The following is a 14,875-nucleotide window of genomic DNA, read 5'->3' as shown; positions in this document are numbered from 1 at the left end:
CTTCAAAAATAAGATTCCAAATTATTAGTGTTTAAAATCAATATATTTTAAACAATTCTTAAATTTATTTTGATTCCATTGATTCCCTTTCAAAAAGAGCTTTCACCGCTTTCCCCATATTCCTGGCAATATCTCCGGCTAATAAGGATTCATAACCTATTTCTTCAGCAGTTATATCTCCCGAAAGCCCATGCAGATAAACTCCAAATACAGCAGCATTTACAGGTTCATACCCCTGCCCAATAAGTGAAGTTATAATTCCCGAAAGTACGTCACCACTTCCGGCAGTTGCCATTCCCGGGTTTCCAGAATCGTTGATATAAATATATTCTCTGTCAATAGTAAATGTATGTGCGCCTTTCACCACAAGGATCACATTATATTTTTTACTGAATTTCTTTACCTTTTCTAGTTTTTGAAAATCATCTTCCCACGCACCTATTAGTCTTTTCAATTCTCCCGGATGTGGTGTAAGAACTGAATTTTTAGGAAGCATTTTTAGAAATTCTTTATTATTTGATAGGATATTCAGTCCGTCAGCATCAATAACCACAGGATCATTATTAGCTTGCAAAAGCTCTTTTAAGGCCTGGACAGATTTTTCATCAGTACCAACTCCCATCCCAAAACATACTACATCAGCATCAAAATCTTTTGGGTAGGTGGTAAGCATTTTTTTATCTGTGTCTGTCATTAGCATTGCCTCCGGCAATCCTGTTTGAATAATATCGTATCCGCATTCAGGAATATAAAGGCTACACAAACCTGTACCAGTTTTTAGGGCAGCGGTTGCTGTTAACAAAACACTTCCTATCTTACCGTAGCTGCCACCAACTATCAAAACTTTTCCATAATCTCCTTTATGAGAATTCTTTTTTCTGGGAATATACAAGCTTACTGCTTCCTGCTTTCCTATAAGGAATGTTTCTGAGATTAGTTTACTAATATATTCTCTATCCAGCCCAATATCTAAAACCTGGAGATCGCCAATATAATCCATAGTTTCAGGAAGAAAAAATACCAGTTTTGGAGATTGAAAACTCAAAGTATAATTCGCCTCTATTACCGCCGCTTTTTTCCCGGGTGTTTTATCTGAAAACAAACCACTGGGCATATCCACCGCCAGAATAAAAGCCTGTGAATTATTGATCAATTTTACCAGCTTCGCTACCCAGCCTTCAATTGGTCTGTTTAAACCAATTCCAAACATGGCATCGATCACGAAATCTCCTGTATTAATCTCGGGAAAATGGTCTTCCTCCTTAATTAAGTGCGGCCAGTCGTTAGTGATAACTTTAAGTTTTTCGTAATTGGCTAGAAAATCTTCAGATCGCTTATCGCTGTAATTTACCACATATACGGTAACGTGATAACCGTGTTGGATCAAGTGTCTGGCAATTACCAGCCCGTCTCCCCCATTATTCCCAATTCCGCAGAAGATCTTAATAGGGATTGGTGCTCCCTGTAACCGCTGATTTATTTCATTGAAGACTAAAGTAGCTGCACGCTCCATTAATTCTTCCGAAGTTATATTTTGTTTTCTTATCGTTTCCTTATCGGCTCCCGACAACTGCTCAGCAGAAAGAACTTTCATAAAATTTGATTTCTGAATTGGTGCTTAAATATAAAGTAAAGGAATCATAAATATAAAACGATAAAAAGCCTAAATAAATATTGTATTCATCCTGAATTGAATAAATTTGCCCAAATTTTTAAAAATAATGAAAGAAATAGCCCTATCTGAAAAGCACAAAGAATTGAACGCCAAAATGGTTCCCTTTGCCGGTTTCTATATGCCTGTATCCTATGAAGGAGTTAATATTGAGCATGAAACCGTAAGAGAAAAACTGGGGGTTTTTGATGTTTCTCATATGGGTGAGTTTCTAATTTCAGGAGAAAATGCACTGGAATTGATCCAGAAGATCAGTTCTAATGACGCTTCAAAACTCGTGGACGGTAAAGCCCAGTATTCATGCATGCCAAATGAAGAAGGCGGGATTGTAGATGACCTGATCATCTACCGGATTGATGCTGAAAAATATCTATTGGTGGTAAATGCCTCTAACATTGAGAAAGACTGGAACTGGATCGCACACCACAATACCATGGATGCTACCATACGTGATATGAGCGATGAAATGTCATTACTGGCAATTCAGGGACCAAAAGCGGCAGAGGCTATGCAATCTATTACTGAAGTAGATCTTGAAAATATGAAGTTCTATACTTTCGAAGTTGGCAAATTTGCTGATGTCGAAAAAGTAATTATATCGGCCACCGGCTATACCGGAAGCGGCGGATTCGAGATCTATTTCAGAAATGAAGACGCTGAACAGGTTTGGGATGCGGTAATGGCAGCAGGAAAAGATTATGGGATTAAGCCAATAGGTTTGGCTGCCCGTGACACCCTAAGACTGGAAATGGGATTCTGCCTGTATGGCAACGATATCGATGACACTACCTCCCCTATTGAAGCCGGTCTGGGTTGGATCACAAAATTTACGAAAGACTTTATCAATAGTGAAGAACTTAAAGCTCAGAAGGAAAATGGACCAGCCCGTAAACTTGTAGCTTTTGAACTTGACGAGAGAGGAATTCCACGCCAGGGATATGATATAGTAGATGAAAATGGTAAGAAAATTGGAGAGGTAACTTCGGGCACCATGTCCCCTTCCCTTGAAAAAGGAATAGGCTTAGGATATGTACCGGCTGAACTTGCAGGTGTTGGAAATAAGATTTCAATTCAAATACGTAAAAAAACCGTTACTGCAACTCAGGTGAAATTGCCCTTTTATAAAGGCTAATTTATTTGAAACGAATACTCATTTTAGGAGCTAGCGGTTTTATAGGCAATGCCTTATACAAAGAGCTATGCTCCTATTTTGATACCCATGGCACTTTTCATACTGCAAACCGGTTTTTTGAGGAGAATCATCAGTTCCACCATTTTGATATGGATACTGAGAATATCGAGATCCTACTTGAAAATTTACGACCAGATGTTATCATTTCTTCGCTTCGGGGAAGTTTTGACGCACAAATTTCCACACATTTCTCTATTATAAATCATCTTTTAAAATATAATAGCAAGCTTATTTTTATAAGTTCAGCAAATGTTTTTGATGCTTTTACAAATTTTCCTTCGTACGAATACGACAAAACCTTAAGTCAGAGTATCTACGGTAGGTTTAAGATAAAGATCGAAAATGCTTTATTAAGGTTACCCAATCATAATTATAATATCATAAGACTACCTATGGTTTTTGGTAAATCTTCACCCCGGGTAAAGCAAATTAAAACCATTCTGGATTTAGGAGAACCTCTGGAAGTTTTCCCCAATGTAGTTATTAATACTACCGAAATCCTTAAGCTTACTCAACAGGTACATTATCTTATAAACAGGAATAGACAGGGTGTATTTCACCTGGGAAGTACAGATCTTATTCATCAAAAAGATTTTATCGAAGAGCTTTGTGAAGAACTAGGCTATGAGAAACCTCTTTTTAAGAATGTATATGATTCTAACTACGACAGATTTCTAGCAGTGCTGCCAAAAGACAATAAATTACCGGCAAATCTTCAAATTACCGTGCACCAGGTTATAGAAGCTTCAACTAAATTATAGTCGCTGTTAATCTTATACTAAACCAAAGTTTAAACAGGCTAAATCTCTGCTTAATTTCTAACTTTAAGTAAAACCAAAAAATTTAAAGTGATGAAAAAATTAAGCGAGGAAGAAATCCAGGAAAAACTAAAACAGTTTGATGGCTGGACCTATGCAAAAAAAGCGATTCATACTTCGTTCCAATTTGAAAGCTTCAAAGAAGCATTTACGGTAATGACGCGTATTGCTTTTGAAGCGGAAGCTCAACAGCATCATCCAAATTGGGGAAATGTCTATAATCAATTAGAGATCTCTTTATCTACTCATGACGCTGATGGAGTCACCGAAAAAGATTTTAAAATGGCACGTGCCATTGAAGATATAATCGAGGCAACTAATTAAAAATAAAAATTGTAAGAATTAACTGCTCCTTAATTTTCCGGGGAAAATTAGGAGCTTTTTTTATATTTTTGCCCGAATCTAATTTTATTAAAGCATGGGAAGAGCATTCGAATTTCGAAAAGCACGTAAAATGAAGCGTTGGTCCGCAATGTCCAAAGCATTTACCAGAATTGGTAAAGATATAGTGATGGCAGTTAAAGAAGGAGGGCCAGATCCTGACACCAATGCAAAGTTACGCGCCGTAATTCAAAATGCGAAAAGTGTGAACATGCCTAAAGACAATGTTGAACGTGCCATAAAACGCGCGTCTGATAAGTCTCAGGGTGATTATAAGATCGTTCTTTTTGAGGGCTATGCTCCTCACGGGATCGCAGTACTGGTGGAAACTGCCACAGATAATAATAATCGTACTGTGGCCAATATTCGTTCTCACTTTAATAAATCTGATGGAAACCTGGGAACTTCCGGTTCTGTTGAATTTATGTTCGACCATACTTGCAATTTCACCATTAACGCTGAAGGCCTGGATCCGGAAGAGCTGGAACTGGAATTAATCGATTTTGGTGCTGAAGAAGTTTTTGAAGATGAAGATGGAATTCATATCTACGCCCCTTTTGAAAATTTTGGAGCTATCCAGAAAGAACTTGAAAATCGTGAGATCGAAATTGTTTCTTCAGGATTTGAAAGAATCCCACAAGTAACCAAAAGTCTGAATGAAGAACAGACTGCTGATGTTGAAAAATTACTGGAAAAACTGGAAGAAGATGATGATGTTCAAAATGTATATCACACCATGGAATCTTCAGAAGAAGAGGATTAATTAAAATTTTTCAGGAATTTTACCTACTACTCCATCGTAATAACTAAAAATCTCAGTATAATCTTTTTGAAAATCTCCGGTAGGCCAGTACGGCTCGGAGATTTTTACTTTTTTAGTAGCATAGTCAAATGAAACACGGGTGATAGGAACTTCAGCTTTTAATGCTATATAATAAAAGCCGGTTTTCCACTTTTCCGTCTTTTCCCTGGTTCCTTCCGGGGACATTGCCAATCTGAATATTTTCTTTTCCCGAAAGATTTGTGCGATAGCATCAACCTTTTTCTGCTTTCCTGTTCGATCTATCGGCGAACCACCCACAGCTTTAAAATACCAGCCAAAGGGAGGTTTAAAAAGCTCTTTTTTTCCAACAAAATTAATTTGAATCCCCATAATTTTTCTAACCAGAATTCCGATTAGAAAATCATAGGAGCTAGTATGTGGAGCTACTATTAGAACACATTTTTTAATGGCCGGATCAAAACGGTTTTCCAGCTTCCAGCCAAGTAGTTTAAAATAGACAAATTTCGCCAGCCATTTCATCATTTAATTTTACTCTCGGTGATGCTTGGTAGATTGATCTCCCTTACGTCTCTTTTTCTCTTCTCTAAGCAATGAAAGCTCTCTACCCGTTTGCCCTTTCACAGAGGTATTTTCTTGCGCACGACGTAAAAGATAGGGCACCACATCCCTTACCGGTCCAAAAGGCACCAGTTTCACCGCATTATAGCCTTTTTTGGCAAGATTATAACTAAGATGATCACTCATCCCATATAGTTGACTAAACCATATCCTTTTATCGTCAATGGAAATTCCCTTGTCCTCAATGATCTGAAGCGCCAGGTAACTACTTACCTCGTTATGTGTACCAATAAACACAGAGATGTCTTCCAAATGATTTAAACAATAGGAAAGTACACTATTAAAATTAACATCGGTAGCTTCTTTACTTTCACAAATTGGTGATGGATACCCTAGTTTTTTTGCTCGTGCATTTTCTTTTTCCATATAGGCACCACGCACTATTTTTGCTCCAATTTTAAAACCTTCATTTTTTGCTTTTTCATGAAGATCTTTTAAATACTGTAGCCTATCCCATCGGTAACACTGTAGGGTATTGAAGATAAGCACTTTCTCCTTGTTGTACTTTCTCATCATCTCTTCCATAAGATCATCTGCAGAGGTTTGCATCCAAGTTTCCTCACCATCAGCATACAATCTTACTCCAAGTTCATAAGCTTTACTACAAAGCGTATCCACACGCTTTTTAACTCTATCCCACTCTTCTTTTTCTTCATCAGTCAGACTCACCTTTTCACTCACCTTCTCCCAGATCTCGAACCTTCCAATACCAGTTGGTTTGAACATCGCAAAAGATACTTCATCACTATTTTTGGCATATTCTATAAGGCTAAGTTTCTTTTTCATAGCCGAATCAAACTCTTCTTCAGTCTTTTTACCTTCAACAGAGTAATCCAGGATACTATGTAGATTTTCATCATACATTTCTTTGGTCACCGGTTTGCAGTCTTCTTCTGTAACCCCACCGCAGAATTGCTCAAAAATTGTTTTCTTGATCAGGGTTTCTACAGGAAGATGAAGCTTTAAAGAAAGCTTAGTTAAGGCACTACCGGCTTTTACTAATGAAGAGTAATTCATCATACTGAATAAAAAAATCGCTCTATCCAGTTCTGCGTTTGACTTTAATTTAAAAGCCGATTTTGTGTTGTTAAATATCTTTTTATTTATCATTTCGAGCTGTTAATCGGGCAAATATAATTATTGAAGTCGAGTTAATTCATAATTTCTATTTAATTTCGACCGTATAAATTTTAACAAAATGAACGATTTACCGGCATCTTTAGATTCTGTATTTTATGCTGAAAGTGGATATTCCAGGCTGAATGATTTTTTAAAAGAAGATCAGCCTTCCAAAATTTTCATTTTAGTAGATACTAACACTCATGAAAAATGTCTTTCCAGGTTTCTCCAGCATTTTCAAAATGAAGTTCAAACGGAAGTGATTGAAATTGAGGCCGGGGAAGAATTTAAAAACCTTCAGACTTGCGAAGGAGTTTGGAATGCTCTTTCTGAATTGGAGGCAGACAGGAAAAGCCTTCTTATTAATCTTGGCGGCGGAGTGGTTACAGACCTTGGCGGCTTTGTTGCATCTACCTTTAAACGTGGAATAAAATTCATCAATATCCCTACTACCCTGCTTTCTATGGTAGATGCTTCGGTTGGTGGAAAAACAGGAGTGGACCTGGGGAATCTAAAAAATCAAATTGGGGTGATCAATCAGCCGGAAATGGTTCTTATTGACTCTTCTTACCTGGCGACACTTTCTCCTCAGGAAATGAGAAGCGGTCTTGCAGAAATATTGAAGCACGGTTTAATTGCTGATGAATCTTACTGGAATAAAGTTTCTAATTTTTCGGAATTAGATCTCTCTCACCTGGATGAGATCATAAAAGAGTCAGTAAACATTAAAGGTGAAATTGTTGAAAAAGATCCTTTTGAACAGAATATTCGGAAAACTTTAAATTACGGGCATACCCTGGGTCATGCGATAGAATCTTATTGTCTTACACATCCCGAAAAGAAAAAACTTCTACATGGGGAGGCAATTGCCGCAGGTATGATCCTGGAGACTTATTTATCAACTGAAATTAAGGGTTTTCCTCAAACCAAACTTCAAAAGATCTCTGAAATTATAAGAGATATCTATGGAAATGAAAAGTTTTCAGAAAGTGATATTAAGGAAATAAGCAGTCTCATGAAGTTTGATAAAAAAAATGAACGGGGAAATATCAATTTTGTTCTCCTGGAAGATATTGGAAAGCCCGTTTATGATGTCATTGTGCCGGAGGAACTTATCCAAAGAGCATTTGATTATTATTCAAAAATCTGAATTTCAAATATTTAAAATTTATTTAGAATATCTGCTTAAGTCTTGTATCTGATTTAATTTTTTATTTATACTTGCATAAACCAATGAAACTATGAAAAGGATAATCGTAGATTATAAAAAGCTCACTCCCGAAATTTTAGGACTGCTTGTAGATAAGTATCCTGATGGATATGATGATGACCAGGTCATTTCATTTAAGAATGCAAAAAATGAAACTGTAGATGCTGTAGAAGTTAAAACCGAGGATACCATCTATCTTGTAAAAGTTAGTACACGATTAGAAAACTCTATGGCTAATTTTGACGAGGATGACTACGATGATTCAGAATTTAATGATCCAATCGTTGAGATCCCTGAAAAAGGTGAAGATCTGGAAGACGAAGATGAAGACGAGGATAAATAAAAAAAGGAACGCTTAGGCGTTCCTTTTCTCTTAGTATATTTTAAAGAAAATCAGGCATGTTGTAAATCATGCTTACCCTCTTTAATCTCTTCAATTACTTTAGCATTAAAAGCAGGAAGGTCATCAGGATTTCTACTGGTAACCAGTGCTTCATCAACCACTACTTCTTTATCTACCCAAAGAGCTCCGGCATTTTCCAGATCTTTTCTAATAGAATTAAAAGATGTCATGGTTCTTCCTTCTACCACATCGGCGCTAATCAAAGTCCACGGTGCGTGGCATATTGCTGCTACCGGCTTACTTTGTTTAAAGAAATCTCTCACGAATATCAAAGCTTTCTCTTCTCTTCTTAAATTATCGGGGTTTATCACTCCACCCGGAAGCACCAGAGCATGATAATCTTTTGCAGAGACTTCATCCAAAGTTTTATTTACTTCATATTCTTTACCCCAGTTATCTTTATCCCAGGATTTGATTTTTCCTTTTTCCAGGCTTACTATTTCTACATTAAAACCTTCTTTCTCCATTGCTTCTTTCGGAGATGTCAACTCGCTTTCTTCAAAACCATGCGTTGCCAAAATTGCAATTCTCTTTTCCATAATTATTTTATTTTTTTATTTCCATAAAGATAAAAAGAAGCCCAGGGATAGTATATTAAGGCTCTACTAAAAAAATTCTGTATAAGTTAAAGCTTTATTAAGTCTGGGAAGAATCGTTTTGTTTAGCTTTTTCTTCGTCCATATCCAGGTATGATTTTAGGCGATCTACTATATGCTTTTCTTCTTTAAGTTGAACCCGTCTTTGTTCAAGTTTTTTCATTTCCTGGTAAATCGCCGGTTCCCCGAACCTATTTGGTTCCACCTTTTCTTTTTTAATTAAAGCATACTGAACCGTAAATTCCGCTCCAAAAAATAAGATAAGGCAGGTATAATAAACCCATAATAATATAAGTACCACAGAAGATGCTCCACCGTATACTGATGCGGGTTCACTTTGCCCGAAATAAAAACTGATCAAAAATTCACCAATAAGAAATAATGTAGCAGTAAGTGCTGCCCCGGTATAAGTAGTCTTTAACCTGATCTTAATATCTGGAAGTAGCTTAAAGATCATTGCAAAAAGCGTGGTTATAAAGAAAAATGACAAAACGAAATTAGAAACTATCACCGCTAGTTCGGTAATATGCGGGAAAATTTCTTCTACTCTGTCTGCGATCACCTTCATAAGAGCTGAAACAACAAGCGCAATTAAAAGCAATAAGCCAATAACAAAGATCATCCCTAAAGAGATCACCCTATCTAAGACCATTCTAAGAAAGTTTGTTTTTTTAGCTGCTACATTCCAAATATTGTTCATTGCCACCTTGAGTTGAAAAAATACCCCGGTAGCACCAAAGATTAACATAGCTAAACCAAAAACTATCGCCAAAGTAGAATCCTGAGATAATGCTGCGTTCTCGATCATTTTTTCAATCGCTATGGCAGTATCTTCACCTATAAATTCACCAATCTGCCCGGTTATACGTCCCTGTACTGCTTTTCTCCCAAAAAAGTAGCCGGCAATGCTAACTACAATTATTAATAAGGATGGCAAGGAAAATAAAGCATAATAAGCAATAGTAGCGCTACGGGCGTATGGTTCATTCTTATCCCAGCTTATATAGGAACGTTTTAAAAGTTTGAAAAAAATCTTTAGAGAACTAAACATTAAAGATATTTATTGCTAATCACATCTTTATGATGCAACGCATGCCCGGCCATTATAAAACCAAGTGCCCGGGGTGTCGCGTTCATATCGTTCATATTGCCGCTAAGTTTTAATCTTTTTTCAGAAAAACTTTTAAAAAGAAATAAGCAGGATCTTCTAACAATTTTAAACTCCTCAATAAGATCTGCCGCCTTTCTTTTCTCTGCTTCAGAATTGAGCACATAAATATCATGATCAAAGCCCGGAAGCGGATTAGGCTCATTTCTGGCAAAACAAAGCGCCCTGTACTGGAAAATTCGTTCTGTATCAATAATATGCTGAACCATCTCCAGGATACTCCACTTCACAGGGGAATAACGATACTGCCATCGGTCTTCAGGGATAGATTTTAGAAACTCACTAAATTCTTCAGTATTTTTCTCTAAAGTCTCAATTAGTTTAGCATCAGGAGGTATCCTATCTATATAACCCCAATAAAAATCTCCTATTTCGCCTTTGGTTAAATCTGATTTTATCATTTAAGCTGAATTTCTACTGGCATTAATATTACCGTAAAGCGAACGGGTCACCATCTTCTCGAAAGTTTCCAGTTTTTCTCCGGCTTTTTCAGGATTTTTACTTAACTCCTGAACCTGCCTTAAAGCATGTTGCTGAATAGTTAGCAAAGGTAAAACAATTCTTTCCCTGGCCTGAATTGAAGCCCTACCTGCAGGTTGATTTTGCATTAACACTTCATAACCCGTTACCTTTAAAAGCATCTTTTTGGTACGCTCAAATTCTTCGTGTATCAATTGCCAGAATTCACCAAATTCTTCATCATTCTTCATGTATGCAGTTAAAGGAAAGAATGACTTGGTAAGACTCATCATACTATTTTCCAGCAAAGTCCTGAAAAATTCTGAATTCTCATAAAGCTGTTTTACTTTATCAAATTCACCATTTTTTTCCAGTTTTTCCATTGCCGTACCTACTCCAAAGAACCCAGGCACATTTTGTTTTAATTGACTCCAACTTCCCACAAATGGAATGGCTCTAAGATCTGAAAGATTCAACTCAGCAGATTTATTTCGTTTTGAAGGTCTGCTTCCTATATTCGTTTTAGCGTAATACTTCAGGGTACTCATCTTTTCCAGGTAAGGTATGAACCTTGGATGCTTTTTGAAATTCGTATAGGTCTCATAACTTATTTCCGCAAGCTCGGTCATGGTTTTTCTATCCTCATCCTTTAGAACGTTCTTCCCATTGCTGAAAATCTCGTTGGAAACTCCAGAACTTAACAATTGCTCAAGGTTATAGGTACATGAATCTTTGGTTCCAAAATTTGAACTGATCGTTTGTCCCTGAACTGTTAGCTGAATTTCTTCATTTTCTATGGTTGGACCTAATGAAGCATAGAATTGGTGCGTTTTTCCACCACCTCTTGCTGGCGGTCCTCCTCTACCATCAAAGAAAACTACTTTAATCCCGTATTCCCTGGAAATCTTGGTCAAAGCTTCTTTAGCTTTAAAAATACTCCAGTTAGCCATAAGATAACCACCATCTTTGGTTCCATCACTAAAACCTAACATGATCGTTTGTTTATTTCCCCTTCTCTTTAAATGCTCGCTATAAACAGGATTTGTATAAAGTTTTTCCATTACGTTATGAGCTTCCTGAAGATCTGGTACTGTTTCAAATAAAGGAATTACGTCTACACTTGGTTTTTTCCAACCGGTCATTCTTATAAATGCAAAAGGCTCCAACACTCCCTGTACACTTCCGCAGTTACTAATTATATACCTGTTGGCCCCAGGCTCACCACTTTTCTTCTGAATTTCCTGCATGGCATAGATAGAAGAAATTGTAGCTTTGGTCATCCCTTCCTCCATTTTTTCAGGATCAAGTTTCCCCTGGACATTACTTAATATCTCTATTTGTTTAGCATCATCCAGATCATTATAATCTGAAGGAATTAATTCAGGATACAACTTGCTTAAATCTTCTAAAACTTCCTGGTGAATACTGGAGTCCTGACGAATATCCAGGGTCGCAAAATGATACCCGAACAGATGTACCTTATTAAGCATATCATCTACTTCATCAAGAAATAGTGACTGATGTTTTTCTTTTAATATATTCCTGATATTAAGCAATTTAGAATTTAAATCTTCAAGTGAAAGTTTAATAGTACCAGATCTAGAAATTGCCGACTCATAAAGCCCTTTTTCTATTTCAGCCATCAACTCATGAACCTCTCTAAAGGTAAGTCGTCTCTTTAATTTTCTAATATCACGATAGTAATTTAGAAGAATTGTTCTTCTAAGTCTTTGTGCAACTCTCAAAGTTATATCTGTAGTCACAAATGGATTTCCATCACGGTCACCTCCGGGCCAGAAACCAAGATTTACAACCTGATTACCCACATCTTCGCCATCGAAGATATTTTGCTGAATATAATTATGGATCTTACTGGCGCTCTGGTAAAATACGTTTTCAAAATACCAGATTAAATTCACAGCCTCATCATAAGGAGTAGGCTTTTCTTTCTTGAAAAAAGGCGTTTTACCCAACTGAGCAAGCAACTGCTTGATCTTAACAATATTGTTTTTTTGAATAGCCTTATCCAGATCTGTAATTATACCCAATACACTCCCGGGATAAAACTGAGTTGGATGGGCGGTAAGGGTGGGCCTCACATTAAACCTTTTTAAGTATTCTTTTAATTCCCCTACTTTCTGTTTAGCTTCAGCCTCTTCTTTCACACTTCTAAGTGTTCCGCGGCCGTCCATATTGTTTACTATAGAGAAAGAGGCATCTTCTATAGCATCAAATAACACCACCTGTCTTTCTATATACTGAATAAACCTGAAAAGGAGATCTACTTTTTCCTCTTCTGAAGGATCTTCACCATATTTACTAAAAAATCGGTCTACAATTTCTGATGGATTCTCATTATTCTCAAAGCCGGTTTCACAAATTTCCTGAAACAACGGCAAAAGAGCGCCCGTCTTTTTAATGTCATCATACGGCAGGGTTAAAAAAATACTATTATAAACCTGGTATTTTGCAAGCACGTTATCATTAAATCTATCTAATCTTGGTTCTCTGTGCATAATTAATTTTTAGGGTGGTCAATTATTTAAATTTATAAAAAAACCCTTTAAACAAAGCAGTCTAAAGGGTCTTTAATAAAAGTTTAGGACTGCTTACATGTCTTTAAAGATGGAATGCATCAGTCTCTTTTTGTCATTTATACTCTCTTCCAGGGAAATCATAGTTTCAGTTCTATAAACTCCTTCTATATCGTCTAATAAGAAAATAATATCCTTGGCATGTTGCGTATTTTTCGCACGTATCTTACAAAAAACGTTGAACTTTCCTGTAGTAACATGAGCAACCGTCACAAAAGGGATTTCATTTATTCTTTCTAAGACAAATTTTGTCTGGGAAGTATTCTTAAGAAAAACTCCAACGTAAGCGATAAAAGCGTATCCAAGCTTTTTATAGTCCAGAGTTAAAGAGGAACCAATGATAATTCCCGCTTCTTCCATTTTCTTCACTCTTACATGAACCGTTCCTGCAGAAATAAGAAGTTTCTTAGCAATATCTGTAAATGGTGTCCTGGTATTCTCGATAAGCATATCAAGAATCTGGTGGTCTGTTTCGTCTAATTTAAACTTGGCCATTTTAAAGTCCTTTTTTTTAATGAACTTCAAAATTAATACAAAATCGTTGAATTATTGACAAATAATTGGATAATTATCCGTATTTAAACTCTAAATCCTCATCATTTAAGATAATTTTATTAACTATAACGTTTTCGAGGATTTCTGCATTATCCTCGAGTTTTATTATATTTTCCTCAGCGTCAATCTCCCGATGCCCGTAATTTGAAATTTCAGGAGCTATTTTATCAACAACAGGCTGAAAGTGAATTTTATTGTTTTTAAGCACTTCTTTAAATTGAATACTTATATCCACAACTTTTCCATTTAACATTGCTCTTCGAATAATGATATCATTAAAAAGCTTCTCATTCTCAGGAATTTCAAAATAGGCTTTATAATCTGCTGTCCCCAACTCTTCGTGAGAGATCTGATATAAACAGGAAAGCAAAGCTCTGTATACCTGCTTTCTGGTCTTCTCTCTTTCGTAATCCCCTGGAAAATGACCCGCCTCAAATAAAATGGTAGGAGTTCCAAGATTCTGAAAAGTATCCCCGGCACAGTTAATATTAAAGGCATCATCATACCTTCCAATAGATTCTGGAAGATATTCAGCAAGATCTTTAACTATTCCTGAAATCACCCCCATACTCTGCATTCTGTTCTTATCTATACTTCTTTCTTTATCCTTGGCTGGAGTAAGAAATGATAAGGTCGCTGGCTTAGGTTGATTCCCGGCACTGAAAATAGTTCGTTGATCGTGGAGATTTAAACAGAAATCCGGCTGGAACTCATCATATAGCCTTTTAAGCAAATAACTTTCCGGCTGACTAAGCTCCTGAAGATCCCGATTCAAGTCTATGGAATTTGCATTAACCCGTGTATAAGCTTCAGCTCCATCGGGATTGAGAATAGGGATTACAAAAATGGAACAATTTTTAAGTATTGCTGAAATTTCAGAATCATTCGCATTCAGCTTAAAACAATTGAACAGATCAAAAACAGCTTTGGTGGTGGTAGATTCATTTCCATGCATCTGAGACCATACTAAAATTTTAATTTTCCCCGAGCCGATCTTAAATCGATATATGGGTCTATCCAGTACAGATTTTCCCAACGCATCAATTTTGAAATCATTTTCAAATTCATCACGCACCAGTTTAAGACTGGAATTGGCAACATACCTGCCGGTAATTTTTTCAAATTTAATTTGATGGTAAGCCTCATTCCTGAAGAGCTTTTTAAGCAATGTATTCTTCATGTTTACAAAACTAAACAATGTATATTTTACAATTGTAAACACATGTTTTTAATCTTGGTGTATACATTTGTAAACTTGACGAGAGATGTTAGTACTGGTCATGTTGGAAAATATCCTACACTCAGA

The 14,875-nt window shown here is 36.5% G+C and carries 15 protein-coding genes; 6 read left to right on the top strand and 9 right to left on the bottom strand.

What is annotated here, in order from left to right:
* Positions 1-64: 64 nt before the first annotated feature.
* Entirely contained in the window at positions 65-1,594 is a 1,530-nt protein-coding gene (locus tag LGQ90_RS02210; RefSeq protein WP_229337675.1) for an NAD(P)H-hydrate dehydratase, read from the bottom strand.
* A 127-nt stretch (positions 1,595-1,721) separates the two neighbouring features.
* Between LGQ90_RS02210 and gcvT the strand changes: the two genes are divergently transcribed.
* The 4 genes from gcvT to LGQ90_RS02190 all read left to right on the top strand — a co-directional run bounded on the left by gcvT (position 1,722) and on the right by LGQ90_RS02190 (position 4,826).
* Positions 1,722-2,804 carry a glycine cleavage system aminomethyltransferase GcvT gene (gcvT, locus tag LGQ90_RS02205; protein ID WP_229337673.1) on the top strand — a complete coding sequence of 361 codons (1,083 nt, stop codon included), beginning with the start codon at positions 1,722-1,724 and terminating at the stop codon, positions 2,802-2,804.
* 5 nt (positions 2,805-2,809) lie between these two features.
* On the top strand, positions 2,810-3,625 hold the full coding sequence (locus LGQ90_RS02200) for a sugar nucleotide-binding protein (protein ID WP_229337671.1): 816 nt from the start codon (positions 2,810-2,812) through the stop codon (positions 3,623-3,625).
* Between the two features lie 90 nt (positions 3,626-3,715).
* A complete protein-coding gene (locus LGQ90_RS02195) occupies positions 3,716-4,006 on the top strand; it encodes a 4a-hydroxytetrahydrobiopterin dehydratase (RefSeq protein WP_229337669.1) in 291 nt (96 codons plus the stop codon).
* A 94-nt stretch (positions 4,007-4,100) separates the two neighbouring features.
* Complete coding sequence (locus LGQ90_RS02190) at positions 4,101-4,826, top strand: YebC/PmpR family DNA-binding transcriptional regulator (RefSeq protein WP_229337667.1); 726 nt, start codon at positions 4,101-4,103, stop codon at positions 4,824-4,826.
* Here LGQ90_RS02190 and LGQ90_RS02185 read toward each other — a convergent pair whose 3' ends face one another.
* A complete protein-coding gene (locus LGQ90_RS02185) occupies positions 4,827-5,366 on the bottom strand; it encodes a 1-acyl-sn-glycerol-3-phosphate acyltransferase (protein ID WP_229338528.1) in 540 nt (179 codons plus the stop codon). It lies immediately after the preceding gene.
* A 9-nt stretch (positions 5,367-5,375) separates the two neighbouring features.
* Positions 5,376-6,575, bottom strand: coding sequence for a proline dehydrogenase family protein (locus tag LGQ90_RS02180; protein ID WP_229337665.1), 1,200 nt, complete (start codon positions 6,573-6,575; stop codon positions 5,376-5,378).
* A gap of 88 nt (positions 6,576-6,663) precedes the next feature.
* On the opposite strand from LGQ90_RS02180, the gene aroB reads away from it, so the two are divergent.
* Together aroB and LGQ90_RS02170 are read left to right on the top strand one after the other, a co-directional pair.
* Complete coding sequence (gene aroB / locus LGQ90_RS02175) at positions 6,664-7,734, top strand: 3-dehydroquinate synthase (RefSeq protein ID WP_229337663.1); 1,071 nt, start codon at positions 6,664-6,666, stop codon at positions 7,732-7,734.
* Positions 7,735-7,825: 91 nt separating this feature from the next.
* Positions 7,826-8,137: a hypothetical protein gene (locus tag LGQ90_RS02170; protein ID WP_229337661.1), complete on the top strand. Its 312-nt coding sequence runs from the start codon at positions 7,826-7,828 to the stop codon at positions 8,135-8,137.
* A gap of 50 nt (positions 8,138-8,187) precedes the next feature.
* Here LGQ90_RS02170 and LGQ90_RS02165 read toward each other — a convergent pair whose 3' ends face one another.
* The 6 genes from LGQ90_RS02165 to LGQ90_RS02140 form a co-directional block, all read right to left on the bottom strand.
* On the bottom strand, positions 8,188-8,736 hold the full coding sequence (locus LGQ90_RS02165; protein WP_229337659.1) for a type 1 glutamine amidotransferase domain-containing protein: 549 nt from the start codon (positions 8,734-8,736) through the stop codon (positions 8,188-8,190).
* Between the two features lie 97 nt (positions 8,737-8,833).
* Positions 8,834-9,844 carry a YihY/virulence factor BrkB family protein gene (locus LGQ90_RS02160; RefSeq protein ID WP_229337657.1) on the bottom strand — a complete coding sequence of 337 codons (1,011 nt, stop codon included), beginning with the start codon at positions 9,842-9,844 and terminating at the stop codon, positions 8,834-8,836.
* Positions 9,844-10,362: a DinB family protein gene (locus tag LGQ90_RS02155; RefSeq protein WP_229337655.1), complete on the bottom strand. Its 519-nt coding sequence runs from the start codon at positions 10,360-10,362 to the stop codon at positions 9,844-9,846. Before LGQ90_RS02155 ends, LGQ90_RS02160 begins: the two co-directional genes overlap by 1 nt.
* Complete coding sequence (locus LGQ90_RS02150) at positions 10,363-12,936, bottom strand: phosphoenolpyruvate carboxylase (protein WP_229337653.1); 2,574 nt, start codon at positions 12,934-12,936, stop codon at positions 10,363-10,365.
* 93 nt (positions 12,937-13,029) lie between these two features.
* Entirely contained in the window at positions 13,030-13,509 is a 480-nt protein-coding gene (locus LGQ90_RS02145; RefSeq protein WP_089664830.1) for an Lrp/AsnC family transcriptional regulator, read from the bottom strand.
* Between the two features lie 73 nt (positions 13,510-13,582).
* A complete protein-coding gene (locus LGQ90_RS02140; RefSeq protein WP_229337651.1) occupies positions 13,583-14,749 on the bottom strand; it encodes a M14 family metallopeptidase in 1,167 nt (388 codons plus the stop codon).
* Between the last annotated feature and the right edge of the window lie 126 nt (positions 14,750-14,875).

The organism is Christiangramia sediminis (genome assembly GCF_020552705.1).
In the GTDB taxonomy this organism is placed as follows: Bacteria; Bacteroidota; Bacteroidia; order Flavobacteriales; family Flavobacteriaceae; genus Christiangramia; species Christiangramia sediminis.
The sequence above is the reverse complement of the archived record's forward strand: the minus strand, read 5'-3'. Positions and strand labels throughout refer to the sequence as shown.